This is a genomic window from Streptococcus oralis subsp. tigurinus, assembly GCF_002356415.1.
Taxonomy (GTDB): Bacteria; Bacillota; Bacilli; order Lactobacillales; family Streptococcaceae; genus Streptococcus; species Streptococcus oralis_F.
Window position 1 is genome coordinate 1186858 of record NZ_AP018338.1, and the last position, 24176, is coordinate 1211033.

32 protein-coding genes, 1 tRNA gene and 1 other annotated feature are annotated in these 24176 nt (G+C 42.1%); of the genes, 7 read left to right on the plus strand and 26 right to left on the minus strand.

The window, feature by feature from the left end:
* Positions 1-40 precede the first annotated feature (40 nt).
* The 13 genes from frr to STO1_RS06070 form a co-directional block, all read right to left on the minus strand.
* Positions 41-598: a ribosome recycling factor gene (gene frr, locus STO1_RS06010; protein WP_096422412.1), complete on the minus strand. Its 558-nt coding sequence runs from the start codon at positions 596-598 to the stop codon at positions 41-43.
* A gap of 8 nt (positions 599-606) precedes the next feature.
* Entirely contained in the window at positions 607-1344 is a 738-nt protein-coding gene (pyrH, locus tag STO1_RS06015; RefSeq protein WP_000002996.1) for a UMP kinase, read from the minus strand.
* Between the two features lie 83 nt (positions 1345-1427).
* Entirely contained in the window at positions 1428-2762 is a 1335-nt protein-coding gene (trmFO, locus tag STO1_RS06020; RefSeq protein WP_007521552.1) for a methylenetetrahydrofolate--tRNA-(uracil(54)-C(5))-methyltransferase (FADH(2)-oxidizing) TrmFO, read from the minus strand.
* A gap of 133 nt (positions 2763-2895) precedes the next feature.
* A complete protein-coding gene (rsmI, locus tag STO1_RS06025) occupies positions 2896-3774 on the minus strand; it encodes a 16S rRNA (cytidine(1402)-2'-O)-methyltransferase (RefSeq protein WP_096422414.1) in 879 nt (292 codons plus the stop codon).
* Positions 3775-3776: 2 nt separating this feature from the next.
* Complete coding sequence (gene yabA / locus STO1_RS06030; protein ID WP_000358229.1) at positions 3777-4094, minus strand: DNA replication initiation control protein YabA; 318 nt, start codon at positions 4092-4094, stop codon at positions 3777-3779.
* Positions 4095-4130: 36 nt separating this feature from the next.
* The gene (locus STO1_RS06035; RefSeq protein WP_096422416.1) at positions 4131-5021 is read right to left on the minus strand and encodes a DNA polymerase III subunit delta'; all 891 of its coding nucleotides are present in this window, start codon (positions 5019-5021) and stop codon (positions 4131-4133) included.
* Positions 5018-5656: a dTMP kinase gene (tmk, locus tag STO1_RS06040; protein ID WP_007521549.1), complete on the minus strand. Its 639-nt coding sequence runs from the start codon at positions 5654-5656 to the stop codon at positions 5018-5020. Before tmk ends, STO1_RS06035 begins: the two co-directional genes overlap by 4 nt.
* Before the next feature lie 114 nt (positions 5657-5770).
* Complete coding sequence (proC, locus tag STO1_RS06045) at positions 5771-6568, minus strand: pyrroline-5-carboxylate reductase (protein ID WP_007521548.1); 798 nt, start codon at positions 6566-6568, stop codon at positions 5771-5773.
* Positions 6569-6571: 3 nt separating this feature from the next.
* On the minus strand, positions 6572-7834 hold the full coding sequence (locus STO1_RS06050; protein WP_007521547.1) for a glutamate-5-semialdehyde dehydrogenase: 1263 nt from the start codon (positions 7832-7834) through the stop codon (positions 6572-6574).
* 9 nt (positions 7835-7843) lie between these two features.
* Positions 7844-8953, minus strand: a complete 1110-nt coding sequence (proB, locus tag STO1_RS06055; RefSeq protein WP_231869997.1) for a glutamate 5-kinase — start codon at positions 8951-8953, stop codon at positions 7844-7846.
* A gap of 101 nt (positions 8954-9054) precedes the next feature.
* Positions 9055-9954, minus strand: a complete 900-nt coding sequence (locus tag STO1_RS06060; protein ID WP_096422420.1) for an RluA family pseudouridine synthase — start codon at positions 9952-9954, stop codon at positions 9055-9057.
* Positions 9938-10405, minus strand: coding sequence for a signal peptidase II (gene lspA / locus STO1_RS06065; RefSeq protein ID WP_084944455.1), 468 nt, complete (start codon positions 10403-10405; stop codon positions 9938-9940). The genes STO1_RS06060 and lspA overlap by 17 nt, the downstream gene beginning before the upstream one ends.
* Complete coding sequence (locus STO1_RS06070; protein ID WP_001025723.1) at positions 10402-11310, minus strand: LysR family transcriptional regulator; 909 nt, start codon at positions 11308-11310, stop codon at positions 10402-10404. Before STO1_RS06070 ends, lspA begins: the two co-directional genes overlap by 4 nt.
* Here STO1_RS06070 and STO1_RS09980 point away from each other — a divergent pair.
* A complete protein-coding gene (locus STO1_RS09980; protein WP_096422422.1) occupies positions 11303-11446 on the plus strand; it encodes an AraC family transcriptional regulator in 144 nt (47 codons plus the stop codon). The two genes, STO1_RS06070 and STO1_RS09980, sit on opposite strands and share 8 nt — an antisense overlap.
* Positions 11447-11542: 96 nt before the next feature.
* Here STO1_RS09980 and rpmA read toward each other — a convergent pair whose 3' ends face one another.
* The 4 genes from rpmA to STO1_RS06095 all read right to left on the minus strand — a co-directional run bounded on the left by rpmA (position 11543) and on the right by STO1_RS06095 (position 13432).
* Positions 11543-11836 carry a 50S ribosomal protein L27 gene (rpmA, locus tag STO1_RS06080; RefSeq protein WP_000916509.1) on the minus strand — a complete coding sequence of 98 codons (294 nt, stop codon included), beginning with the start codon at positions 11834-11836 and terminating at the stop codon, positions 11543-11545.
* Positions 11837-11852: 16 nt separating this feature from the next.
* On the minus strand, positions 11853-12197 hold the full coding sequence (locus tag STO1_RS06085; RefSeq protein ID WP_033584014.1) for a ribosomal-processing cysteine protease Prp: 345 nt from the start codon (positions 12195-12197) through the stop codon (positions 11853-11855).
* A gap of 16 nt (positions 12198-12213) precedes the next feature.
* Entirely contained in the window at positions 12214-12528 is a 315-nt protein-coding gene (rplU, locus tag STO1_RS06090) for a 50S ribosomal protein L21 (RefSeq protein WP_000109141.1), read from the minus strand.
* Positions 12529-12562: 34 nt separating this feature from the next.
* Positions 12563-12682: a sequence feature (ribosomal protein L21 leader region), on the minus strand.
* Between the two features lie 54 nt (positions 12683-12736).
* A complete protein-coding gene (locus STO1_RS06095) occupies positions 12737-13432 on the minus strand; it encodes a YoaK family protein (RefSeq protein WP_025172575.1) in 696 nt (231 codons plus the stop codon).
* Between the two features lie 155 nt (positions 13433-13587).
* Here STO1_RS06095 and STO1_RS06100 point away from each other — a divergent pair, with 155 nt between their 5' ends.
* Complete coding sequence (locus STO1_RS06100; protein ID WP_007521534.1) at positions 13588-14565, plus strand: Gfo/Idh/MocA family protein; 978 nt, start codon at positions 13588-13590, stop codon at positions 14563-14565.
* Positions 14562-15644, plus strand: a complete 1083-nt coding sequence (locus STO1_RS06105; RefSeq protein ID WP_007521532.1) for a DEAD/DEAH box helicase — start codon at positions 14562-14564, stop codon at positions 15642-15644. The genes STO1_RS06100 and STO1_RS06105 overlap by 4 nt, the downstream gene beginning before the upstream one ends.
* 24 nt (positions 15645-15668) lie before the next feature.
* On the opposite strand, the gene STO1_RS06110 is transcribed toward STO1_RS06105, so the two are convergent.
* Positions 15669-16046 carry a YwiB family protein gene (locus STO1_RS06110; protein ID WP_007521529.1) on the minus strand — a complete coding sequence of 126 codons (378 nt, stop codon included), beginning with the start codon at positions 16044-16046 and terminating at the stop codon, positions 15669-15671.
* Between the two features lie 71 nt (positions 16047-16117).
* On the opposite strand from STO1_RS06110, the gene STO1_RS06115 reads away from it, so the two are divergent.
* Positions 16118-17425, plus strand: a complete 1308-nt coding sequence (locus STO1_RS06115; RefSeq protein ID WP_061588094.1) for an HD domain-containing protein — start codon at positions 16118-16120, stop codon at positions 17423-17425.
* A 9-nt stretch (positions 17426-17434) separates the two neighbouring features.
* A complete protein-coding gene (yidA, locus tag STO1_RS06120; protein ID WP_007521524.1) occupies positions 17435-18241 on the plus strand; it encodes a sugar-phosphatase in 807 nt (268 codons plus the stop codon).
* A 43-nt stretch (positions 18242-18284) separates the two neighbouring features.
* Here yidA and STO1_RS06125 read toward each other — a convergent pair whose 3' ends face one another.
* From STO1_RS06125 to STO1_RS06155, 7 genes are all read right to left on the minus strand, one after another.
* Positions 18285-18887 carry an AbiV family abortive infection protein gene (locus STO1_RS06125; RefSeq protein WP_061588093.1) on the minus strand — a complete coding sequence of 201 codons (603 nt, stop codon included), beginning with the start codon at positions 18885-18887 and terminating at the stop codon, positions 18285-18287.
* Between the two features lie 153 nt (positions 18888-19040).
* Positions 19041-19112, minus strand: a tRNA-Arg gene (locus STO1_RS06130).
* A gap of 42 nt (positions 19113-19154) precedes the next feature.
* Positions 19155-19502 carry a 50S ribosomal protein L19 gene (gene rplS, locus STO1_RS06135; protein WP_001068669.1) on the minus strand — a complete coding sequence of 116 codons (348 nt, stop codon included), beginning with the start codon at positions 19500-19502 and terminating at the stop codon, positions 19155-19157.
* A gap of 118 nt (positions 19503-19620) precedes the next feature.
* On the minus strand, positions 19621-19950 hold the full coding sequence (crcB, locus tag STO1_RS06140; RefSeq protein ID WP_007521520.1) for a fluoride efflux transporter CrcB: 330 nt from the start codon (positions 19948-19950) through the stop codon (positions 19621-19623).
* Positions 19944-20318, minus strand: a complete 375-nt coding sequence (gene crcB, locus STO1_RS06145; protein WP_007521518.1) for a fluoride efflux transporter CrcB — start codon at positions 20316-20318, stop codon at positions 19944-19946. Before crcB (STO1_RS06145) ends, crcB (STO1_RS06140) begins: the two co-directional genes overlap by 7 nt.
* Positions 20315-20581 (minus strand): chorismate mutase, encoded by a 267-nt coding sequence (locus tag STO1_RS06150; RefSeq protein WP_096422424.1) that lies wholly within the window; start codon positions 20579-20581, stop codon positions 20315-20317. The genes crcB (STO1_RS06145) and STO1_RS06150 overlap by 4 nt, the downstream gene beginning before the upstream one ends.
* Before the next feature lie 118 nt (positions 20582-20699).
* Complete coding sequence (locus STO1_RS06155; RefSeq protein ID WP_001162125.1) at positions 20700-21143, minus strand: flavodoxin; 444 nt, start codon at positions 21141-21143, stop codon at positions 20700-20702.
* 103 nt (positions 21144-21246) lie between these two features.
* Between STO1_RS06155 and STO1_RS06160 the strand changes: the two genes are divergently transcribed.
* Positions 21247-22182, plus strand: coding sequence for a DHH family phosphoesterase (locus STO1_RS06160; protein WP_096422426.1), 936 nt, complete (start codon positions 21247-21249; stop codon positions 22180-22182).
* A gap of 95 nt (positions 22183-22277) precedes the next feature.
* Positions 22278-22520 carry a type B 50S ribosomal protein L31 gene (locus STO1_RS06165; RefSeq protein WP_000710762.1) on the plus strand — a complete coding sequence of 81 codons (243 nt, stop codon included), beginning with the start codon at positions 22278-22280 and terminating at the stop codon, positions 22518-22520.
* Between the two features lie 115 nt (positions 22521-22635).
* Here the strand turns inward: STO1_RS06165 and STO1_RS06170 are convergent, their stop codons facing one another.
* Positions 22636-23970 (minus strand): Nramp family divalent metal transporter, encoded by a 1335-nt coding sequence (locus tag STO1_RS06170; RefSeq protein ID WP_096422428.1) that lies wholly within the window; start codon positions 23968-23970, stop codon positions 22636-22638.
* Positions 23971-24176 lie beyond the last annotated feature (206 nt).

The following is a 24176-nucleotide window of genomic DNA, read 5'->3' on the forward strand; positions in this document are numbered from 1 at the left end:
ACTCAGCCAGCAATGCCAACTGAGTTTTTCTGTTTATTTCTTAGACTTCCAAAAGTTCTTTTTCCTTGTTGGCAGTCATATCGTCGATGTGTTTCACAGCATCGTCTGTTACTTTTTGAATATCTTTTTCAAGGGTCTTCAATTCATCTTCAGTGATTTCTTTTGCTTTTTCTTGTTTCTTAGCTTCGTCCATAGCATCACGACGGATGTTACGAATAGCTACTTTGGCATTTTCACCGACCTTCTTCACTTCTTTAGCAAGGTCACGACGAGTTTCTTCTGTAAGAGCTGGAATAACCAAGCGAATCACAGAACCGTCATTAGCTGGTGTGATACCAAGGTCAGAAGCGTTCAAGGCGCGTTCGATGTTTTTCAATGAAGACTTGTCAAATGGCGTTACTAACAAAACACGCGCTTCTGGAATAGTGATAGAAGCGATTTGATTAAGAGGTGTTTCGACACCATAGTATTCAACAGTAATACGGTCAAGCAAGCTTGCATTAGCACGACCTGCACGGATACCTCCAAATTCACGAGCAAGTGAGTGGTGAGACTGAGTCATTCTCTCTTTCGCTTTTTCAATAATTGCGTTAGCCATAATCTTTCTTATTCCTTTTCTTCGATATTATTTGAAACTGTTGTTCCGATATTTTCACCAAATACGACACGTTTGATGTTGCCTGGTTGGTTCATATTGAAGACAACCAAGTCAATGTCGTTATCCATTGAGAGGGTTGAAGCTGTTGAGTCCATGATACGAAGACCTTTGTTGATAACATCACGGTGAGTCAATTCTTCAAACTTAACGGCTGTCTTATCTTTCTTAGGATCGGCATTGTAAACACCATCTACGCCATTTTTAGCCATCAGAATGGCATCTGCTTCGATTTCAGCTGCACGAAGAGCCGCTGTTGTATCTGTTGAGAAGTAAGGTGAACCAATTCCGGCACCAAAGATAACGATACGGCCTTTTTCAAGATGACGAAGGGCACGTCCACGTACATAAGGTTCTGCCACTTGTTGCATAGCAATGGCAGTTTGCACACGCGTATCTACGCCAACTTGCTGCAATGAATCTGCCATCACAAGAGCATTCATAACGGTCCCAAGCATTCCAGTGTAATCTGCCTGAACACGGTCCATTCCTGCTTCTGCAGCAGGCTCTCCACGCCAGAGATTCCCTCCACCAATAACAAGGGCAATTTCAATACCTAAGCTATGAACTTCTTGAATCTCTTTTGCGATTGTTTGAACTGTTTGGATATCAATCCCTACGCCACGTTCACCAGCAAGGGCTTCACCTGATAACTTGATTAAAATACGTTTATACTTGGGGTTCGCCATTTTTACTCTCCTTTTTTCATCCTACCTATTTTATCACAATTTCTAAGATTTTTATAGTACCATGAGCAATTCTTTCAAAAAAATTAGACAGTTAAAAATTCCTCTAAGTCGGTAAGGGCACGCTCTGCAATTTTTTCATAACGAGCCTTCTTATCACGGATACTCTCGCCTTCCAACTCCTTGATAATGCCAAAGTTGACATTCATGGGTTGGAAATGTTTGCTATCTGCATGAGTGATGTAATGAGCCAGACTTCCAATCGCTGTTGTCTCTGGGAAAATAGCCTCGCTTTCTCCTTTAAAGAGTCGAGCTGCGTTAATACCTGCAACCAAGCCTGAGGCTGCTGACTCAACATAGCCTTCCACACCCGTCATTTGACCAGCAAAGAAAAGGTTTGGTTGTTTCTTAGAACGGTAAGTCTGTTCAAGAAGATTTGGTGAATCCATATAAGAATTGCGATGCATGACCCCATAGCGAACAAACTCCGCATTTTCAAGACCTGGAATCATTTGGAAGACACGTTTTTGTTCTCCCCATTTGAGGTGGGTCTGGAAACCAACGATATTGTAGAGACTACCAGCCGCATTATCCTGACGAAGCTGGACGACCGCATAAGGTGTTTTAAATTCTCCATCACGAGGGCCTGTGTAGTCCTCTGGGTACTCCAGACCAACTGGTTTCATAGGGCCATAAAGCATGGTTTTAATGCCACGTTTTGCCATGACTTCAATCGGCATACAACCTTCAAAGTACTTTTCTTTTTCAAAAGAATTGAGCGGAGCTTCCTCCGCATTGACCAAGGCTTCATGGAAATCCATAAACTCTTGCTTGGTCATCGGAGCATTGAGGTAGGCTGCCTCTCCCTTATCATAACGAGATTTGAGATAAACTTTGCTCATATCGATAGTATTGACATCGATAATAGGTGCTGCAGCGTCGTAGAAATAGAAACCATCACCGTCATTGAGGGCATGAATCTTCTCAGCTAGGGTATCACTAGTCAAAGGACCAGTAGCGACAACTGTAATAACATCAGTCGGCAACTCTGTAATTTCATCACGCACCACTTCAATCAAGGGATGATTAGCTACTTTTTCGGTCACCATTTGAGAGAAGCCATCGCGGTCCACCGCAAGGGCCCCGCCTGCAGGAACACGTGTAGCTTCTGCTGATTCCAAGATAACAGAACCCAAGCGACGCATTTCTTCCTTGAGAAGCCCAACAGCATTTGTCAGAGCATCTCCACGAAGAGAATTGGAACAAACTAACTCAGCAAAATTGTCTGTTTTGTGCTGGGGTGTTGACTTGACACCACGCATTTCATAGAGTTTAACTGGAATACCACGCTCTGCGATTTGGTAGGCAGCTTCAGACCCTGCTAAACCTGCTCCGATAACATTGATATAAGATTGAGACACGACACTAATACCTCTTTGGGTGGAATATCAGTCCATATTCAAACAAGCCACTGGATTGTTTGACACCCACAAATCTTTCTAATTTTTCTTTTACTAGTATAACAAAAAAAGGGAAGAAGGCAAACTTCCCTGTTTAGTCGTTGGATTGTTTCTCTTCCCAATCGTGGTAGGCAGCATAGAGCTGACTTTTATTCCACTGGTAGAGTTTCGCAACTTCCTTAATGGCTTGATTTTTCTTCATTCCTTGCTGGATACGAGCTTGGATTTCTGAAAACAAGTCCTCCTCGTCCTTTTCCTCCACATCCTGACTGGCACCTTCAACGATGAGAAGGCACTCACCCTTGAGTGGCGTTTCAGCCACGCTTTCAAGCAATTCAGAGATCTTTCCTCGTTGGTATTCTTCATAGATTTTGGTCAATTCCCTGACCAAGACAACCGAGCGGTCGCCGTAGACTTCTAGCATATTTTCCAATGTATCTGCCACACGATGGGGCGATTCGTAGAAAATCTGAGTTTCTGGATAGTCTTTTTTTGAGTCGAAAAATTGCTTCTGCTGGCCTGATTTTCTCGGTAAGAATCCGTAAAAAATATGTGGTTGTGGCGCCAATCCGCTAGCAATCAAGGCAGAAATCCCTGCAGAGGCACCTGGAACTGTGACAACTGCAATCTCTTCCTCGATGGCTGCCTTGACTAAATCGTGACCAGGATCCGAGATGCTGGGCAGACCCGCATCAGAAACCTGAGCAATACTTTGTCCCGCCTTCAGAAAACCAATCAGATCAGAAATTTTTTCCTTGGCATTGTGCTCATGAAAACTGATCTGTTTGGTCGAAATATCAAAATGCTTGAGTAAGAGACCTGTATTGCGCGTGTCCTCAGCAGCAATCCAGTCCACCTCTTTCAATGTCTGGATGGCACGAAAGGTCATATCATCTAGATTACCAATCGGCGTTGCCACTAGATATAGCTTGCCATAGGGAGACTGCCCCTTAAAACTTTTTTGAATCTGCATGCCTACTCCCTGTACAACAACTCGTCACAGAACATACATTCCTCGTCCTGCTCTCGACGTTGTCCATAAAAATCATTACAAACGTGAAATCCGTCTTTATAGATCCTACGGACGCTTTCACGAACATGCTTGGCCTTGACAGGTGTATCTGCTTCTACCTCGCCCAAGCGTTCACGCAACTTACTGTTTTCCAAGCGAAGAGCTGTATTTTCCTCTACCAGGCTCTTGAGATTTTTCTTGATGGCTTCCACATCGGCTAAGGTCACCAATAACTGTTGGGAAAAATCGTCCAGCGCATCAAATAATTCTTTTTTGTCCATAAACCAGCCCTTTCCTTTCTTTATCCTTCATTGAGTTTATATTTCTTTCAAGACCAGATATTCCATGGCATTTTGAAAGCTGACATTAGCCTGCCACATTTTTCTAGCTTCTAGCAAATCTTGTAAAATCTGTCGGATCCTTGCTTGCAAGAGGTCCTGCCCACAGAGAACTTCAAGGATTCGCAAGACCTGATCCTGCTTTTCCTTATCATCAGCTAAGCTGGCTAATTTAGCCACTTGCAAATAACTCTCTTTTTTCTTGGCTACTAACCAAGTCAGTAAGCGCTCGCTTTCATCAACTATAGTCCAAAAGCTTGCCTGATTGACCAACTTTTCAGCTTCAGCTTGTGATTGACAAAACTGGGCTAAAAGAGTCGCCTTTTTCTTAACCAGTCCCATTTGTTCTAAGAGCAAGATGAGCTTTTCTTCTTGCTTTTTAAAGTGGAAAATCTGGGTCCGACTACGGATAGTCGGCAACACCTTTTCCTCATCACTAGTTAAGAAGAAAATGTAAACTTCACTCTGGGGTTCTTCGATGACCTTGAGCAGAGAATTAGCCGCGTTAGGATGCATTTTCTCCGCCTGCTCGATAATAAAAACCTGCTGCTGACTTTCAATCCCTGCTTGAGAAAACTGACCCACCAATTCCCGAATGCGTTCTGTCTTGATGACCTGATTAACAGGCTTAATCAAGGTGACATCTGGAAATTCTTCCTGCTCAATCAGCTTACAGTTTCGGCATTTCTCACATGGTAGAACGCCTACTTTATCCGTACAAAAGAGGCTCTTAGCCAAAAACTGCGCCATTTCCAAGCTTCCAAAGAAACCTGAAAAGAGATAGGCGTGATTGAGCTGATCTTGTTCTAGGATACGGACAAAGCGGTCAAACTGGTCTGGTTGCCAAGCCTTTAGTTGATCTTGTTTCATTTAGCCAAGCCCATTCTGTCAAATAAGACTGCCTTGGTAGTTTCCACAACTTGGTCCAAGGGAAGACTGGCATCAATCTTAACAATACGATTTCCTTCTTTGTCCAGAAGAGAAAGGTAGCCTTGGCGGACTTTTTTGTGCAAGTCTAAGCCTTCCAAATCCAAACGATTGACCTCGCGATCACTATTAGCAGCAATGCGAGCCAGCCCTTCTTCCACCTCAATGTCAAAATAAAGGGTCAAATCGGGTTTGAGGCCATCTGTCGCAAAGTGATTGAGCCAATCAATGGCATCAATATCCAAGCCACGACCAAATCCCTGATAAGCAACAGAACTATCGATGAAGCGGTCCATAATGACCAACTTGCCAGCTTCAAGGGCTGGAAGAACTTTTTCTACCAAATGCTGCCTACGACTGGCGATATAGAGAAGGAGTTCCGTTTTAGGATCCATCTGCGTATGACTTGGATCCAAAATCACTTGACGAATCTTCTCCCCAATCAAGACTCCACCTGGCTCACGGGTCGTCAACACCTCTATTCCTTTTTCCTCTAAAATTGGGAGAAGAGCCTCTAAAACGCTGGTCTTCCCTGCTCCCTCCGGTCCCTCAAGAGAAACTAAAAATCCTTTTGACATGTCTAACTCATTTCTTTTTTTCTACCTTCTATTCTATCAAAAAAATAGAGGTTTGTGACAATCTTTTTATCTTCTCATTCCATGCACCATAAAAGAGGCAGGCAAAGCCACCTCTTATTTACCTAGTTCTTGTGTTCGTTTATAGGCTTGACCAACTGCATCCATGACTATACCTCTAAAGGCATGTTCTTCCAGACTCGCTACACCAGCAATAGTCGAACCTCCTGGGCTGCAAACTTGGTCTTTCAAAACTCCAGGATGTTGCTGGCTTTCGAGAACCATTTGTCCAGCGCCGACTACTGTTTGGGCTGCCATTTTCAAAGCCCTTTCTCGGGGCAATCCTGTCTGCACACCCGCATCTGCTAAAGCCTCGATAAAAAGGTAGACAAAGGCTGGTCCACAACCTGCAAGACCTGTCGCAGCATCGATTAAGCCATCCCCAAGTTCAACCAAGAGGCCAGCCTTGGCTAATAACTGACAAAAGAGTTCCCTGTCCTCAGCACGACAGTTTGCTGACATGGAATAACTAATCACTCCTTGGCCGATAGCCACTGGTGTATTGGGCATGATGCGAATAATCCGGTGTTGACTTGGCAGAAGACTTGCCAGTTTTTCCAAAGTCAATCCAGCCGCCATAGAAATCAAAAGAAGACTCTCTCTTTTTTCAAGGATGGTCTGGTATTGAGAAAGCAAGTCTGAGAACTGAGCAGGCTTAACTCCTAGAAAAATCACATCTGCTTCTGCAAAAATTTCTTCATTGCTGGAAGCCTGACCACCGAAATTAGTGATGAAAGCATCTACTTTCGCTTGACTACGATTGGCAAGGAGAATCTGAGCACCCGTCTTGGCCTGCAAAACAGCCTTAGCCAAGCTAGCTCCCATATTTCCCAAACCGATAAATCCAATCTTCATCTCTTACTCCCTTATCTGTCCGTCACCAGTAACCACATACTTGTAGCTGGTCAACTCTTTCAAGCCCATAGGCCCACGCGCATGCAGTTTCTGAGTAGAAATCCCCATCTCACATCCAAGACCAAATTGCCCACCATCAGTGAAACGCGTTGAGGCATTGACATAAACTGCTGCAGAGTCCACTTGATCTGTAAAGTAAGCTGCAGCTTCAGCATTTTCCGTCACAATGGCATCCGAATGATGGGTACTGTGAGCTTCAATATGGGAAACTGCTTCTTCTAAACTGCTCACAACCTTAACTGCTAGGATATAATCTAAAAACTCGGTATCAAAGTCTTGAGTCTCAGCTGCTCGACCTGAAAGAAACTGACTTGCTTTGCTATCTAGGCGGAATTGAATCGGTTCCAGCCCAGCTTCTTCCCGACTTGTAACCAGAACTTGCTCCAAGCGAGGAAGGAAATCCGCTGCCTTGTCTTCATGAACCAGCAAAACCTCCATGGCATTGCAGACAGAAGGACGACTAGTTTTAGCATTGTTGATGATCGATAGAGCCTTGTCTTCGTCTGCATCCTTATCTACATAGACATGGACAATCCCAGTCCCTGTCTCAATAACAGGTACGATAGCATTCTGAACCACGGCATTTATCAAACCAGCCCCTCCACGAGGAATGAGGAGGTCTAGATAGCCCTTGGCCTTCATCATGGCATAGCTGCTTTCACGGCTAGTATCTTCCACCAGTTGAATCACATCTGGGTGAATGGTAGTCGTCTCCAAGCCCTTCTTCAAGGCTGTGACAATGGCATGGGCTGTTTGATAGGCATCCTTACCACTACGAAGAACAACCGCATTTCCACTCTTGAGAGCCAAAGCAGCCGCGTCAGACGTCACATTTGGACGACTTTCGTAGATAATACCAATAACCCCCATGGCCACACGTTTTTTGGTGATAAGCAAGCCATTTTCAAGATGACTTGTTTCTAAGACTTCACCAATGGGATCTGGTAAAGCAACCACTTCACGAATCCCTCTTGCCATCGCTTCTATACGTCCCGCATCCAAATAAAGACGGTCTAGCATAACATCTGAGATTTTACCTTTGGCCGCTGCCATATCAAGGGCATTGGCCGCTAAAATCTCCTCAGTAGCTGCCAATAAATAATCAGCCATGGCTAGCAAGGCTTGGTTTTTTACTGCTTCACTGGCAGTATTGATTGATTTTTTAACAGCCTGTACCTGTTCAAATTGTTCTTGTGTACTTACCATCGTTCACCTCTAAAATTCTGTAAAGAGCAGCTGGATTTCAGGAGTGATGGAAATCCAGTCATCACGGTGAATCAAGCCTCCCTTAGCTTTTTGAGAACGGAGCATATCTTCTAGAGCTGAGACGCCAAATTGGACACGTCCCTTTCCAAGAGATTGACCTGTTTCTTTATCTGCTACTGTTACAATATCGTGGTAAGAGAAGTTTCCTTCCACTTCTACCACACCCGATAAAAGGAGACTTTTCCCGTTTTTTGAAAGTGCCTCTGCAGCTCCACCATCTACCCAAATCGTTCCCTGACTTTGTGCATAGAAAGCCAGCCATTGTTTCTGGGTACGAAGTCCCTTCTCTTGCGCAACAAAGAAGGAACCATCCCTAGTTTCTTCCGCTGCCTCAATCAAGGCATCTGATTTCAAGGAAGAGCAGATATAGACTGGCACACCCGACTCCGTCGCAATCGTAGCCGCCTTGATTTTTGTCAGCATACCCCCAGTTCCGTTTGACGAACCTGCTCCACCAGCCATATCAATAATCTCATGATTGATGGTCTCAATTCTCTCCAAACGCTTAGCTGTTGGATCCAAATTAGGATTTCCAGTATAGAGGCCGTCCACATCAGTCAAGAGAACCAAAAGATCCGCCTGAACCATCGCCGCTACCTGGGCACTCAGGGTGTCATTATCACCCACCTTGAGTTCGTCAATGACGACACTGTCATTTTCATTGATGATGGGAATGGCACCACGATGAAGCAATACAGACAAGGCCTGATGGGCATTCTTATAGCGACGTTTATCTACAAAATCATCCTGTGTCAGCAAGATTTGTGCAGAAACGATCTGGCGCATGAGGAGGTTGGTTGTGTATTCCTCCAACAAAAGTCCCTGACCAACTGCAGCCGAAGCTTGTTTATCTGCAATCTTGGTCGGACGTTTTTTAAAACCCAAAGCCCCAAATCCAGCGGCAACTGCCCCAGATGACACTAAAATCAACTCATGTCCAGCCTCATGCAGCATAGCCAATTGCTGGGTAATTGCCTTTACTTTACTTCTTAATAAACTCCCGTCTTCATTTGTCAAGGAGGAGGTCCCCACCTTAAAGACGATTCGTTTGTACTTCATATTCTCACTCCGATTCTTCATATTTATCCATTATAACATGAATACTTTAAAATAGAAAAGACTTGAAATAAAAAAGGTTGAGACAAGACATCTCAACTCTTTTATCTATTCTCAGTTTTACGCAATCTTTCCAGCGTTTCTTTAAAAATCTCTGGAATATCTGCTGTGAATTCCAAGGTCTCACCTGTTCTCGGATGGGTAAAACCTAGAGTCTTGGCATGGAGGAATTGTCCATGTCCTTTCAGTGTTTTTCGAGGACCATAGACTTCATCACCAGCGACCGGATGGCCAATATAAGCCATATGAACACGAATCTGGTGGGTACGCCCTGTTTCCAGTTGAAACTCCACTAAGCTATAATCTCCAAAGCGTTCCAAGACGTGAAAACGTGTTACTGCAGGCTTTCCTTTAGCAGTCACAGCCTGTTTCTTACGGTCTTTTTCACTACGACCAATCGGCGCTTCAATGACACCACGATCATTGGGAAGATTGCCATGAACAATCGCCCAGTATTTGCGGAGAGACTTCTTGTCCTTGAGTTCTTGAGCGAGTGCTAAGTGGGCCTCATCATTTTTTGCAATCATGAGAAGTCCAGATGTGTCCTTGTCAATGCGGTGAACGATACCCGGTCGGAGAACCCCATTGATACCTGACAAGTCTTTGATATGGTACATGAGGGCATTGACCAAGGTTCCGCTAGTATGACCAGCACTCGGATGCACCACCATTCCCTGAGGTTTGTTAACAACGGCTACATCCTCATCTTGGTAGATGATATCTAGTGGCAGATTCTCAGCCACATACTCTAAAACCTCTGGTTCTGGCACATGGTAGGTGACGATATCTCCCTCTTGGACAGTGTATTTTGCTTTCTTGGCTTGCCCATTAACCAAAACTTGTCCAGCCTTGATTTGTTCATTCGCGAGACTGCGTGACAATTCTGTCAGATCCGACAGAGCCTTGTCTAGACGTTGCCCACTAGTTTCAATTTTTATTTCCATTTACTTCCTCTTTAAGCATTGCAATCAATAAAACGATAACACCAACTGTCAAATAGCTGTCAGCAACATTGAAAATCGCAAAGTTGATAAAGTCTAGGTGAAACATATCCACCACAAAACCTTGACTCATTCTGTCGATAAAGTTGCCCAGACCTCCAGCAATTATCAAAATCAGTCCAAAAACCAACCATAGAGAATCCTCCATGTGTTTATGTAGATACCAAATGGCACCTACCATGACGACCAGTGTAATAACAGCAAATAACCACTGCTGATCTTGCAGCATGGAGAAGGCTGCCCCACGATTTTGCAGGTAGGTCAAGCTAACGAGATTGGGGATCCACGAACGAACTTCACCCAGTGGAATCTGCTGGACAACATAATTTTTGACCAACTGATCCAACCCAATCAAAAGCAGTACAATGACTGCTACTATTCCTCTTTTTTTCATGATTTCCTCTTTTGATCAAAATATTCTTGCATGACTTCTACGAAGAGAGTCCCAGCTTGGCTAAGCTCCACTTCCTCACGTTTGACGTAGACCATGCGGTTATCTAGATTATCCTTGAGACGAATGACTGTGATTCCATTGACACTGTCACTATCTAAAAATCCTGAACCTGTCGCATAGGCATCCGTCCGCTCCAAAATACCATTCAAAGTAGCACGGTCGGTCACATTGAACATCTGTGAGCTCGCGCTGGTGTCGACAAAGTTCTCTGAATAGTATAGATACTCATCCTTTTCCTGGGTGAAACGAACTGTTGGTAAATCCGCTAGGTCCTCCATGACCAATTCCTCTTTCTGTGCTAAAGGATGCCCTTCACGAAGATAAATGTGAGTCTGGAAAGGAATTAGTTCAATAACTTCTAAACCAAGCTTTTCAACCCGTTGCATAATTCCTTTTTGATTTTGATTGTTGAGGTAGATAATCCCAATCTCACTGTGTCCTTGGGCTACTTCGTCTAAGATTTGAACAGTAGTTGATTCAAAAATACGGAAGTTTTTGTAGTCAGGATAACGTTCTGAGAAGGCCGTAATGGTTGGTGGCAAGAAGTCATAGTGCTGACTGGCAATGGAAAATTCATCCTTTTCTTCCTCAGGATTGGCATACTGATTTTGAAAAACATCAAAGCCTTTGACCAACTCCTGCGCTTTTTCATAAAATTCCATACCACGACGGGTCAAAAACGTTCCCGAACTCGTCCGACGGAAAATCTTAAAGCCTAACTCTTTTTCCAAATCGCGCACAGAAATAGATAGACTTGGCTGACTAACATACATCTTTTCAGCAGCTTCACGGAAAGTACCACTATTGGCAATAGCCACAACATAGCGTAATTGTTGAATGTTCATCTTTTACCCCCAACTTCTCTATCTGTTCATTATACCATATTTTAGAAGTTTTCCAAAAAGGAAAAAAGTGGCCATCGCAAGTTTAAATCCAACTATTCTCTATTACATTCAAAATGGGTATCAAAACAAAAAATAGGCTCTCCGAAAACTCGGAAAGCCTTATTTTATGCTACTTCTAGCTTCCTCGCCTTTTCATTTTAAGGCTCGGGATAAAAAGGTTCACTGAACCTTTTTATTTAGCGATTGGGTAAACAGAAACCTGCTTCTTATCGCGACCTTTACGTTCAAAGCGTACTACGCCTTCAACTTTAGCGAACAAAGTATCGTCTCCACCACGTCCAACGTTTACACCTGGGTAGATGTGTGTACCACGTTGACGGTAAAGGATTGATCCACCTGTTACAGTTTGTCCGTCAGCTGCTTTAGCTCCAAGACGTTTCGCTTGTGAATCGCGTCCGTTTGATGTAGAACCTCCACCTTTTTTGTGGGCGAAAAGTTGCAAGTTGTTAAGAGTCATTTTTAACATAATGTTTTCCTCCGTGTTAGTTTTCTGTGATAACTCTGGTTTGGACGAACTCAGAAGAGTTCTCCGATAAGTTTGCCATACCTAAGAAAAATGATTCAAAGAATAACTGGGTCATTTCTCTCTGGTGCGAAGGAAGATCCTCTGGTATTTCAACCTTTAGATAGCCACCTTCATCTTCGTTTAATTCTAGGATTGGTTCGTAGCCTGCAAATTTCTCAATGGAATTGATAAAGTTAATGGCAAGCGTAGAAACCGATGCACACACGACATCTAAGCCGTATTCGCCACTTTCGGCGTGTCCAGTAATTTCCGCACTCCTCAGCTCGCCATCTTCGGCTCTCTCAAAGACTGCTTGTATCATGTGTTCTCCTTAAAAATTAAGCGTTGATCGCGTTGATGACAACTTTTGTATATGGTTGACGATGACCTTGTTTGCGGTGGCTACCTTTCTTAGGTTTGTACTTGTAAGTAACAACTTTCTTTTGTTTTCCTTGTTTTTCAACAGTTCCAACTACAGTAGCTCCAGCAACAAGTGGAGTTCCGACAACAGTGTTTTCACCACCAACAAGAACAACTTCGTTAAAAGTAACTTCTTGACCAGCTTCAACGTTCAATTTTTCAACGTAAACTGCTTGACCAACTTCAACTTTAACTTGTTTTCCGCCAGTTTTGATAATTGCGTATGTGCTCATTATGCACCTCCTATGATTTTTAGGGTTTCCCCGTATTTTTGTGAAGACTCGCCTAGCATCGTGGGACGAACCACTTAAAAGAAGAGCTCTAAGTATAACAAAGTTTAAATTTTGTATACGATGAGCAACGATGTTCGTGCGGTTGCACAGGACTGTGCATAGTCAACTCTTCGATTATAGCATATCTTCTTTTTTCTTACAAGCAAAATCAATTAAAATTCAGTTTTTTCTCTCCTTTTTTTCTCCAAGAAGCAAAAAGCATACTGAAGTAAAAGATACTCATCATAAGAGGAACACCTAGAATTGTCTTCTCCTGATAGTAAATCGTCAAATAAGCTGAAAAAACAACTCCGAAGACAAAACTGCTAAGCAAGCTAACAAAAATCAAGCCCTCTCGTAGGAAAGGCGTATGCTTAGTCCGAAAATAATCTCCAAAAGCCAACATGGTTCGTTTGATATTCCCGGTCATAAAAGCATTATTATAGGCAATCCCTGATACTTCTCCAAAAGCAGTTGTCACCAGTCCCATACAGAAGGCCAATGGCGGTACGAGATAGATATTCTCTACAGTTTGCGGCACAAAGCCAATAATTAGGGACAAGACTGCAAGTGGAATTACGGACAAAATTGGCTTTTTAACAATTCTCAATTTTTCCTTATAGACAGTTAATAAAAGGACCCCCATCATAAAAGCTAGCAAGGTCATTACTTTGGCACTGGCATCTGACACATTGTGTTGAATGAGTCCTACTGATAGAAAAACCACATTTCCAGTCTGTCCTGCCACAAGGGTATTTCCTCGCACGATAAAGGTATAGGCATCTACATATCCTGCGCAAAAAGTCAAAAAAAGCGCTAGCCTCTTAGACTGACGTGATATTTTTCTTATTGGTAATAATCTCATTTTCTCCCCCTTTTCATTTTATCTACCTATCTAAATATTGTACCACTTTCTTTGAGAAAAGCGTAGTCCATTTGAAAATTTTTACCATCTGTTGGATAGTCCTTCTTTTCTATGTTATAATGAAGGAAGGATCTAAAATCGGAAAAGGAGTATCTATGCTTAAATTAGGTGTCATCGGAACAGGAGCTATCAGCCATCATTTCATAGAGGCAGCCCATGCCAGTGGTGAGTACCAGCTGGTCGCTGTCTACTCTAGAAAGATAGAGACAGCGGCAACCTTTGCTTCTCGCTATCAAGATATCCAGCTCTTTGATCAATTAGAAAACTTCTTTAAGTCTTCCTTTGATGTAGTTTATATCGCCAGTCCAAATTCCTTGCATTTTGTTCAAGCCAAGACTGCCTTGTCTTTTGGGAAACACGTCATTCTTGAAAAGCCAGCTGTCACTCAGCCACATGAATGGCTAGATTTGAGGCAAACAGCTGAGAAAAATCACTGTTTTATCTTTGAAGCAGCTCGTAATTACCACGAAGAAGCTTTTACCACTATCAAAAACTTTTTAGCAGACAAGCAAGTGCTGGGAGCAGATTTCAACTATGCCAAGTATTCTTCCAAGATGCCTGACTTGTTGGCTGGGCATACGCCCAATGTCTTTTCAGACCGTTTTGCTGGTGGAGCTCTTATGGACTTGGGGATCTATCCTATCTACGCTGCTATTCGTCTCTTTGGAAAGGCTCATGACGCGACCTACCAGGCTCAACAGCTTGACAATAGCATTGACCTAAATGGTGATGGTATCCTCTTCTACCCTGACTTTCAAGTTCATATCAAGGCAGGAAAAAACATCACTTCCAATCTTCCTTGCGAGATCTACACAGCAGATGGTACCTTGACACTCAACACGATTGAGCATGTACGCTCAGCTATTTTTACCGACCACCAAGGAAATCAAGTCCAGCTCCCTATCCAACAGGCTCCTCATACGATGGCTGAGGAAGCCGCTGCATTTGCACACATGATTCAGCAACCAGACCAGACACTTTACCAGAACTGGCTGGATGATGCAGGTTCTGTTCATGACCTATTATATACCATGCGCCAGACTGCTGGCATTAGATTTGAGGCAGAAAAATGAAAACCAAACTACCTACTGAATGGCAAGAACTAAGTGACCAACTTGGTTTCCAAGAATTCACCCCCATTCAAACTCAACTATTTGAGCCTATACTTGCTAGAGAAAACCTTCTGGGAGTGAGCCCAACAGGAACTGGTAAGACCCTCGCTTACCTCCTGCCAAGTCTTCTCAGACTACAAAAGAAAAAAGCCCAACAACTCTTGATTCTAGCACCGAATACAGAACTTGCTGGACAGATTTTTGATGTATGTAAAACGTGGTCAGAGGCTATCGGCTTGACTGCTCAGCTCTTCTTATCAGGTTCGAGTCAGAAACGCCAGATTGAACGCCTAAAAAAAGGACCAGAAATTCTGATTGGAACTCCTGGCCGTATCTTTGAGTTGATTAAATTGAAAAAAATCAAGATGATGAATGTGGAAACTGTCATTCTGGATGAATTTGACCAATTGCTCGATGATTCTCAGATTCACTTTGTAGAGAAAATTACCCACTACGCACCTCGTGACCACCAACTCATCTACATGAGTGCGACGACCAAGTTTGACCAAGAAAAGATTGCTCCAAACACGCGCACCATCGACCTTTCTGACCAAAAGTTAGACAACATCCAACACTTCTACATGCAGGTTGACCAACGTCACCGAGTGGATATGCTACGAAAACTAGCTCATGTTGAGGATTTCCGCGGTCTGATCTTCTTTAATGGCCTCTCAGACCTTGGAAGTGCTGAGGAAAAACTACAGTATCGGGATATCTTGGCTGTTTCCCTCGCTAGTGATGTCAATGTCAAGTTTAGAAAAGTTATCTTGGAAAAGTTTAAGGACAAGCAGCTAACCTTGCTCCTTGCAACAGACCTTCTGGCTCGTGGAATTGATATTGATAGCCTAGAATGCGTCGTAAACTTTGATATTCCTAGAGACATCGAAACTTACACCCACCGCGCTGGCCGTACAGGTCGCATGGGCAAAGAGGGCTACGTAATCACTCTCGTAACCCATCCTGAAGAACTTAAAAAACTCAAGAAATTCGCAAGTGTACGTGAAATTGTTCTAAAAAATCAAGAACTCTATATCAAATAAGGTTGGCATTTGCCAACCTTTTTCTTATCCCCAAGTAATTTCTAATTGATAGCTGGCAAAAAGATGTCCCTCTTGGTTTTGCAGTTGGTAGGCGAGCTCAATCTTTTGCCCATCCAGTTTGTAGTGATTCGTTTGAATGATAAACTCCTGCATCCCCATTGGAGTAGGAATATAGGCCAAACTATCACTATCTTTTAGAAAACGCATGATGGTTTTGGGACTCGAGAAACGGGTCATCACCAGTTCTTGACTATGAAACTTGAGAACCACTTTTTCCTTTTCCTCATTGTAGAAAAGCAGATAGCTATAATCTCCCTTTTCACGCACTTCCACGTTATAGAGCTGGTCTATGACTTCCAACTGTTCATCAAACTGAATCGTATTTCGCATCCGAATCTTCACATCAGGTCCTCTTTCTTGTCTCTTGTCCTACTATTTTACCAAAAACTCTAGCTTTTTGCTATAATGGTCATATGAACGAAAAAGTATTCCGTGACCCAGTTCACAACTACATCCATGTAAACAACCAGGTCATCTATGACTTGATCAATACAAAGGAATTTCAACGTCTACGCCGTATTAAGCAACTAGGAACTTCCAGTTATACCTTCCACGGTGGGGAGCACAGTCGCTTCTCCCATTGTCTTGGAGTGTATGAGATTGCACGACGTATCACGGAGATTTTTGAAGAAAAATATCCTGAAGAATGGGATCCTGCTGAGTCTCTCTTGACCATGACCGCTGCGCTCCTACATGACCTTGGACATGGGGCCTACTCCCATACTTTTGAGCATCTCTTTGATACAGATCATGAAGCCATTACCCAGGAAATCATCCAAAGTCCTGAGACAGAGATTCACAAAGTCCTGCTACAAGTGGCACCTGATTTCCCCAAAAAGGTGGCTAGCGTCATCGACCATACCTATCCTAACAAGCAGGTCGTACAGCTCATTTCTAGTCAGATTGATGCAGACCGCATGGACTATCTCTTGCGTGACTCCTATTTTACAGGAGCATCATATGGGGAATTTGACCTGACACGGATCCTTCGAGTGATTCGTCCTGTCGAAAATGGCATCGCCTTTCAGCGCAATGGCATGCACGCTATTGAAGACTATGTCCTCAGTCGCTACCAAATGTATATGCAGGTTTATTTCCACCCAGCAACTCGGGCCATGGAAGTCCTCCTACAGAATCTCCTCAAACGCGCCAAGGAACTCTATCCTGAAGATAAGGACTTCTTTGCACGCACTTCTCCTCATTTGCTACCTTTTTTTGAAAAGAAAGTTACTCTATCTGACTACCTGGCACTTGATGACGGTGTGATGAATACCTACTTCCAGCTCTGGATGACTAGTCCTGATAAGATACTAGCAGACCTGTCGCAACGCTTTGTCAACCGCAAGGTCTTTAAATCCATTACTTTTTCACAAGAAGACCAAGACCAACTCGCAACCATGAGACAACTGGTTGAAGAAATCGGTTTTGATCCAGACTACTATACTGCTATTCATAAGAACTTTGACCTCCCTTATGATATCTATCGTCCCGAATCTGAAAACCCGCGGACACAGATTGAGATTTTACAAAAAAATGGTGAACTGGCAGAACTCTCTAGCCTGTCTCCTATCGTCCAATCCCTTGCTGGCAGTCGCCACGGAGACAATCGTTTCTATTTTCCAAAAGAAATGTTGGACCAAAACAGTATCTTTGCAAGTATCACCCAGCAATTTTTACACTTGATTGAGAACGATCATTTTACCCCAAATAAGAAGGAATAGAGGAAATATATGAGTATTAAACTAATCGCCGTCGATATCGATGGTACCCTGGTTAACAGTAAAAAGGAAATCACTCCGGAAGTCTTTTCGGCCATCCAAGATGCCAAACAAGCTGGTGTCAAAGTCGTGATTGCAACGGGTCGTCCTATCGCAGGTGTTGCCAAATTGCTGGACGACTTGCAGTTGAGAGACGAGGGTGACTATGTGGTAACCTTCAACGGTGCCCTTGTCCAAGAAACTGCTACTGGCCATGAGATTATCAGCGAATCTTTAGCCTATGAGGATTATCTCGATATGGAATTTCTCAGTCGCAAGCTTGGTGTCCACATGCACGCCATTACCAAGGACGGTATCTATACTGCCAATCGCAATATCGGAAAATACACGGTGCACGAATCAACCCTCGTCAACATGCCCATTTTCTACCGTACTCCCGAAGAAATGGCTGACAAGGAAATCGTCAAGTGTATGTTTATCGATGAACCAGAAATCCTCGATGCTGCGATTGAAAAGATTCCAGCCGAATTTTACGAGCGCTACTCTATTAACAAATCAGCTCCCTTTTACCTCGAACTCCTTAAAAAGAATGTAGACAAGGGTTCAGCCATCACTCACCTAGCTGAAAAACTCGGATTGACCACAGATGAAACCATGGCGATTGGTGACGAGGAAAATGATCGTGCCATGCTGGAAGTCGTTGGTAATCCTGTTGTCATGGAAAATGGAAATCCAGAACTCAAAAAAATCGCCAAATACATCACTAAAACAAATGATGAATCCGGCGTTGCTCATGCTATTCGTACGTGGGTATTGTAAAGTATGATAAAATATGAAAACCGCTCAGCTGAGCGGTTTTTATCTATTTCATCTTAGAATTAGCAATAGTTTCAAAAAATAAATCAGTTTTCTTTGATAACTCGATTGAGTGATCTGTCCATCCCACCAGATTATCATCAAATGATTCTATCGCAAATAAAAGTAGATTTCTTGCAAGTTCTTGAGTAATTAAATCTTTTGGTGTCACAATATTGTTATTTTTTCTATCACAATAAATTGCTTTTTCTCTTAAATCTTTTAATTCACCAGAATAAATAAATTTAAAAATCTTCTCCAAATTTTCATTAGAAATTGAATTTTTAATCCTTTCGCCAATACAAATAGTGTGACTCGCACCTACAATTTGTTTAGACTTATGATCTCTTAATTTATCTTTTCTCATATAGGAATCTGAACCTTTAATAAATATTCCCATTTGAATTTTTCCAACCTCTTCCAACACACTAATAGCTAAAAAAGATGAGGAGGTATATGAATCATTTATATATAAAACATATGAATCCGAAATCAACTGAACAACATGATCTAAACATTTATTCAATTGTTCAGTTGAAGAAATATAAAAATTGCTAGATCCGTTTAAGATAGATTCTATCTTATCAAAATAACAATCTTTATCAACCATTATTACTCCAAATTTTATAATCCATGATATTTTGTTAAAGTACTTCTAGCAGTTGCTTATCGATTCTACATCGACACTTTATATAATTCTTGTAATTTAGGGGCGGATTTGGGGCGAAACACCTCAAACCCCTAGTAAAATCAATAATTTATATGCCCCCTGCAGGAATCGAACCTGCAACTACTCCTTAGGAGGGAGTTGTTATATCCATTGAACTAAGGGAGCTAGAGAAAAACCCTGCTGGGTAAGCAGAGTTTTTTAGTCGAATTAACGACGGATTTCTTTGATACGAGCTGCCTTACCTTGAAGTGCACGCAAGTAGTACAATTTCGCACGACGTACTTTACCGTAACGAACAACTTCGATCTTTTCAACACGTGGAGTGTGGATTGGGAAGATACGCTCAACACCTACACCGTTAGAGATTTTACGAACTGTGTAGTTTTCTGAGATGCCAGCACCTTTACGTGCAATAACAACACCTTCAAAAATCTGGATACGTTCACGGTTACCTTCGACAACTTTCGCGTGTACACGAACAGTGTCACCAGGACGGAATGATGGGATATCTGTACGAAGTTGACCTTCAGTCAAGCTTTGGATTAATGGATTCATTTTATTCTCCTATCTTTGTCAATCTTGAGGAACCTTCCTCAGCGGATAAACTGTATTTTTGTGCGTCCATTACACACAAGATACAGTTTACCAAATTTCCACCTAAAAGTAAAGAAATTTATAGCAGAATTCCTAAAAAGATCGCTAGAAAACCGCCTATGTAGGTTAAGAATAAATAGCTATAAAATACCTTCTTATTGCTTAACAGTCTTTGTAGCTCGTCATTCAAGGTTGAAAAGGTCGTCAACCCACCACAAAAACCTGTTGCTAGGGTGGCATAGACTTCCTTGGACTCCACATGATTGTAGAGTAAGCCAATCAAAAAACAACCTAGAAGATTGGCAATGAGAGTGCCCAGCGGCAATTTAGAAGCTTGATTGTAGCGGGAAAAAAAATAGCGCACTAGGGCTCCAAGCCCGCAGGCGATTGCAAGATAAACGATTACCATTTCTTCCTCCCTAGAACATAAGCCAAGAGCAGACCTCCACCAATGCTCAAAAATAAGTAGATGCCTAAACTAAGATAACGCCCGGTATCGAGCAATTTCACAGCATCAAGCATTAAGCTAGAAAAGGTTGTTAAACCTCCGCAAAAACCCGTCCCCAGCGCCAAAACCAAACCTTTACTGCTTTCCTTATAGACCAGATAGCCTTTCACCAGATAGACCAGGCAGAAAATGCCCAGATAGTTGACAAGGAGGGTACTCCATGGAAAGTCTGGACTGGCTGGTAACCAAGTGGAAATGAGATAGCGGACAAGGCCTCCCACCATTGCAGCCAGAAAAATTCCTAGCGGATAGAATTGCTCTTTTTTCATTTGATGTTTTGATCCTGATATTCACGCGAACGTTTGAGTATGTCCGAAAAAGTTGCGACAATAGTCTCCTGATAGCGCTTATCTTCTACACGACTTCTGACTTTTTCAAAAATAACTTCTTCTCTCTTAGTATCTAAGATTGGCATACCAGATGCTTTCTTATAAGCGACAACCCCTTCAACTAAGTGCATCCGTTCTTCTAGGAGCTTGACGATTTGGTCGTCTATTTGATCAATTTCTTGCCGAATACTATTTAAATCCATAGTGTCTCCTCCTTTATTTGAATTATTGTATCAAAAAGCCACCAAATAGGCTAGTAAAATCCCAAAATAACTAATAAAAAAACTGCATCGACTCCTTCCAGTCAGCGCAGTTTGATTCTTATCCTACTTTTGCAGCCAATTCTTCTGCGAATTGTTCCAAGCGTTCGATGTCTTCTTCTTCGGCAGAGAGGTCCACTTTAACACACTCTGAACCTTTTTCTGCTCCTGTCGCTACAAATACACGATCAAAGTCATCAACAGCCTTACAGAATTCGTCGTAGAAGGTGTCACCTGAACCAACAACTCCATAGATTTTCCCATTCAAGTTGAGATCTGCTAGGTCTTCGTAGAAGTCCATCATCTCATCTGGCAATTCTCCATCTCCGTAAGTGTAAGTCGCAACGATTGCGATGTCTGCTTCCAAAAAGTCTGAAGCGTCAACAGTCGTACATTCATCAACATCGACATCCAAACCCAAGTCACGCAATTTATCTGCAACAATATCTGCAATCTCTTCGGTATTACCGGTCATACTGGCAAATACAATTTTTGCTAATGCCATATCGTCCTCCTCAATTTATCTTTCTCCATTATATCATATCTTTTTCATTTTAAAAATAAAAATTCTTGTGCTACAATAAAATGAGAAAGAATTGAGGTTACTTATGGAAATTTGCCAGCAAATTTTAGAACAAATTAAAAAATACGATACAATTATTATCCACCGCCACATGAGAGCGGATCCCGATGCGTTGGGGAGTCAAGTAGGACTTAAAGAGTTGCTCCAATATAATTTTCCTGAAAAAAAGATCAAGGTTGTTGGTTATGATTTACCGACTTTAACTTGGCTAGCCACAATGGATCAAGTTGAAAATGATGAATTCGAGGGTTCTCTTGCGATTGTTTGTGATACGGCTAATACTGCTCGTATTGATGATAAGCGCTATCTTAAGGCAGAGACCATCATTAAGATTGACCACCATCCAAACGATGAGGAATACGGCGATTTGGTCTGGATTGATACCAGCTCTAGTAGTGCTAGTGAAATGATCGCAATCTTTGCTGAAGAGAACAATCTTGAACTCTCTGACAATGCAGCTTATCTTTTGACTGCTGGAATCATTGGTGATACAGGCCGTTTTCTCTATCCTTCCACTTCTGCAAGAACACTTCGTATCGCCAGTCATCTGAGAGCATTTGATTTTGATTATGCTGGTTTGACACGCAAGATGGATACCATTAGCTATAAGATTGCAAAACTTCAAGGCTACATCTACGACCATCTAGAAGTTGATGAAAACGGAGTTGCTCGCGTTCTTCTAAGTCAAGAAGTCTTGAAACAATTCAATGTTACCGATGCTGAAACTGCAGCCATTGTCGGTGCACCTGGACGCATTGACAGTGTGAGTCTATGGGGAATTTTTGTGGAGCAGACTGATGGCCACTACCGTGTTCGCTTACGCAGTAAAATCCATCCTATCAATGAAATTGCCAAGGAACATGATGGTGGAGGCCACCCTCTAGCAAGTGGTGCCAATTCCTATAGCCTAGAGGAAAACGAAATCATCTACCAAAAGTTAAAAAACTTACTTAAAAACTGATAAAATACTTGCCAAACTTTTCATAATCTGATAAACTAGTAAGGTAACAATCTATGGCTCGCAAAGAGACCATGGCAGAAAGGAAATATTGCAAAATGAAAAAAGATATCCATCCAGAATATCGCCCAGTTGTCTTCATGGACACAACTACTGGTTACAAATTCCTTAGCGGTTCAACTAAACGCTCTAACGAAACTGTTGAGTTCGAAGGCGAAACTTACCCATTGATCCGTGTGGAAATTTCATCAGACTCACACCCATTCTACACTGGACGTCAAAAGTTCACTCAAGCAGATGGACGTGTGGATCGTTTCAACAAAAAATACGGTCTCAAATAATGATAAAAAAGAACAGTTTCAACTGTTCTTTTTTTTACTTCTTTTTATGAATCAACTACGACTACCTCCTCTTTACCAATCTTCCCGATACCGAGACTTGACTTCAAAACCACTCTTAAAAAATATCGAAAAGAAGCTTGATGTTAAGAATGGTCAAGATGATTGAAACTGCGTAACCTAGGATTGTGTTCCACTTGGCATTGGTAAATTCACCCATAAGTGACTTCTTAGAGGTCAAATAAATCAAGGGGAAGATTGAAAACGGAAGAGCGATTGAAAGAAAGACCTGTGAATAGACCAATAACTGATCCAAGGTTTTTTCTTGATGTCCAAACAAGACGGCGACTATAATCACAGGGATCAAGGCAAAAATACGTGTACCGATACGGATAATCCACTGAGGTAATCTTAGATGTAAGAAACCTTCCATGACAATCTGTCCTGTCAAAGTGCCTGTAATGGTCGAATTTTGACCACTTGCTAAGAGGGCTAGAGCAAATAAAGTTGACAAGGTTGAGCTGGCTATTGCTCCTGCTATCGTCGAATCCTGTAAAGCATTGTACATTTGGGAGAAAGCTGAAATTTCAGATGCATGACCAAAAAAGAGGGAGGCACCTAAAATGAGAAGCAAGGAATTGACAATAAAGGCTAGGGACAACTGAAGATTTGAATCCCAGGTCATAAAGCGTACTGCTTTTCGAACATCCTTCTTATCTTTGTGATTGATTTTCCTTGTTTGGGATAGAGAGGAATGGAGATAGAGATTATGGGGCATGACTGTCGCACCTACAATCCCTAGAGCCAAGGTCAATTGACTTTCATGACCTGGTAACGGTGTTTCAAATAAAGTTGAAGTTGGTAAATAACCACCAATAATCCCCTGGATACTTGGATTGGATAAGGCCACAAGATAGGCAAAGATGGCTAATATGGTTAAAATAAGAGTCGTAACAATGGCTTCAATTTTTTTGAAACCAAATTTCATCAATAAAAGTAACAAAAATACATCTAAAACGGTTAGAAGGATAGCAATCATAATCGGTATTTTAAACAAAAGATTTAAGGCAATTGCTGAACCTAAAACTTCAGCCAAATCTGTCGCCATTAAAGCTAATTCTAAAATCACCCATAAACTATAGCGAAGCCACTTGGGAGCATGATGAGCCGTTGCCTGCGCTAGGTCCATCCTAGTCACGATACCGAGCTTTCCAGCCATCTGTTGTAACTGCATAGCAATGATGGATGAAATTAAAATAACAAATAAAAGGCTGTACTTGTAGGAGGCGCCACCAACCACGCTGGTGATCCAGTTTCCTGGATCCATGTAGCCAACTGCCACAAGTGCACCAGGTCCTAAAAATGCTTTTAGATTTTGCCAAAAATGATTGTTATTTGGAGTCTCAATAGATTGATTGATCTCAGAAAGAGAGACTTTTTCATAAGAGGACATAGGGATTTCCCACTTTCTAATCTGTCTTTACATATTTCTTAATAGAATATTTTTTGAAAGAATGATGAAAATAGTTTACCTATTTCCAATTCATCCTTATTATATCACATTTTAGAATGATTCCTAATAAAAGAAATGATAATTGAAATAGGCAATATCAGTATTGTAAAAGCCAGCGTTTTTTGACGCTGGCTTTAAAACTGTGA

Bases quoted from the DNA above. Each gene is read 5' to 3' on its own strand.
- crcB (WP_007521518.1), bottom strand. From the start codon at position 20,318: ATGAAAAAAGAGCAATTCTATCCGCTAGGAATTTTTCTGGCTGCAATG.
- crcB (WP_007521520.1), bottom strand. From the start codon at position 19,950: ATGGTAATCGTTTATCTTGCAATCGCCTGCGGGCTTGGAGCCCTAGTG.
- STO1_RS06050 (WP_007521547.1), bottom strand. From the start codon at position 7,834: ATGGTAAGTACACAAGAACAATTTGAACAGGTACAGGCTGTTAAAAAA.
- STO1_RS06060 (WP_096422420.1), bottom strand. From the start codon at position 9,954: ATGGAAATAAAAATTGAAACTAGTGGGCAACGTCTAGACAAGGCTCTG.
- STO1_RS06085 (WP_033584014.1), bottom strand. From the start codon at position 12,197: ATGATACAAGCAGTCTTTGAGAGAGCCGAAGATGGCGAGCTGAGGAGT.
- yidA (WP_007521524.1), top strand. From the start codon at position 17,435: ATGAGTATTAAACTAATCGCCGTCGATATCGATGGTACCCTGGTTAAC.
- STO1_RS06100 (WP_007521534.1), top strand. From the start codon at position 13,588: ATGCTTAAATTAGGTGTCATCGGAACAGGAGCTATCAGCCATCATTTC.
- STO1_RS06070 (WP_001025723.1), bottom strand. From the start codon at position 11,310: ATGAACATTCAACAATTACGCTATGTTGTGGCTATTGCCAATAGTGGT.
- STO1_RS06155 (WP_001162125.1), bottom strand. From the start codon at position 21,143: ATGGCATTAGCAAAAATTGTATTTGCCAGTATGACCGGTAATACCGAA.
- STO1_RS06160 (WP_096422426.1), top strand. From the start codon at position 21,247: ATGGAAATTTGCCAGCAAATTTTAGAACAAATTAAAAAATACGATACA.
- proB (WP_231869997.1), bottom strand. From the start codon at position 8,953: ATGAAGTACAAACGAATCGTCTTTAAGGTGGGGACCTCCTCCTTGACA.
- yabA (WP_000358229.1), bottom strand. From the start codon at position 4,094: ATGGACAAAAAAGAATTATTTGATGCGCTGGACGATTTTTCCCAACAG.
- STO1_RS06150 (WP_096422424.1), bottom strand. From the start codon at position 20,581: ATGGATTTAAATAGTATTCGGCAAGAAATTGATCAAATAGACGACCAA.
- STO1_RS06125 (WP_061588093.1), bottom strand. From the start codon at position 18,887: ATGGTTGATAAAGATTGTTATTTTGATAAGATAGAATCTATCTTAAAC.
- pyrH (WP_000002996.1), bottom strand. From the start codon at position 1,344: ATGGCGAACCCCAAGTATAAACGTATTTTAATCAAGTTATCAGGTGAA.
- STO1_RS06165 (WP_000710762.1), top strand. From the start codon at position 22,278: ATGAAAAAAGATATCCATCCAGAATATCGCCCAGTTGTCTTCATGGAC.
- STO1_RS06035 (WP_096422416.1), bottom strand. From the start codon at position 5,021: ATGAAACAAGATCAACTAAAGGCTTGGCAACCAGACCAGTTTGACCGC.
- STO1_RS09980 (WP_096422422.1), top strand. From the start codon at position 11,303: ATGTTCATCTTTTACCCCCAACTTCTCTATCTGTTCATTATACCATAT.
- rsmI (WP_096422414.1), bottom strand. From the start codon at position 3,774: ATGCAGATTCAAAAAAGTTTTAAGGGGCAGTCTCCCTATGGCAAGCTA.
- lspA (WP_084944455.1), bottom strand. From the start codon at position 10,405: ATGAAAAAAAGAGGAATAGTAGCAGTCATTGTACTGCTTTTGATTGGG.
- rplS (WP_001068669.1), bottom strand. From the start codon at position 19,502: ATGAATCCATTAATCCAAAGCTTGACTGAAGGTCAACTTCGTACAGAT.
- STO1_RS06170 (WP_096422428.1), bottom strand. From the start codon at position 23,970: ATGTCCTCTTATGAAAAAGTCTCTCTTTCTGAGATCAATCAATCTATT.
- STO1_RS06105 (WP_007521532.1), top strand. From the start codon at position 14,562: ATGAAAACCAAACTACCTACTGAATGGCAAGAACTAAGTGACCAACTT.
- frr (WP_096422412.1), bottom strand. From the start codon at position 598: ATGGCTAACGCAATTATTGAAAAAGCGAAAGAGAGAATGACTCAGTCT.
- tmk (WP_007521549.1), bottom strand. From the start codon at position 5,656: ATGTCAAAAGGATTTTTAGTTTCTCTTGAGGGACCGGAGGGAGCAGGG.
- STO1_RS06115 (WP_061588094.1), top strand. From the start codon at position 16,118: ATGAACGAAAAAGTATTCCGTGACCCAGTTCACAACTACATCCATGTA.
- rpmA (WP_000916509.1), bottom strand. From the start codon at position 11,836: ATGTTAAAAATGACTCTTAACAACTTGCAACTTTTCGCCCACAAAAAA.
- STO1_RS06095 (WP_025172575.1), bottom strand. From the start codon at position 13,432: ATGAGATTATTACCAATAAGAAAAATATCACGTCAGTCTAAGAGGCTA.
- rplU (WP_000109141.1), bottom strand. From the start codon at position 12,528: ATGAGCACATACGCAATTATCAAAACTGGCGGAAAACAAGTTAAAGTT.
- proC (WP_007521548.1), bottom strand. From the start codon at position 6,568: ATGAAGATTGGATTTATCGGTTTGGGAAATATGGGAGCTAGCTTGGCT.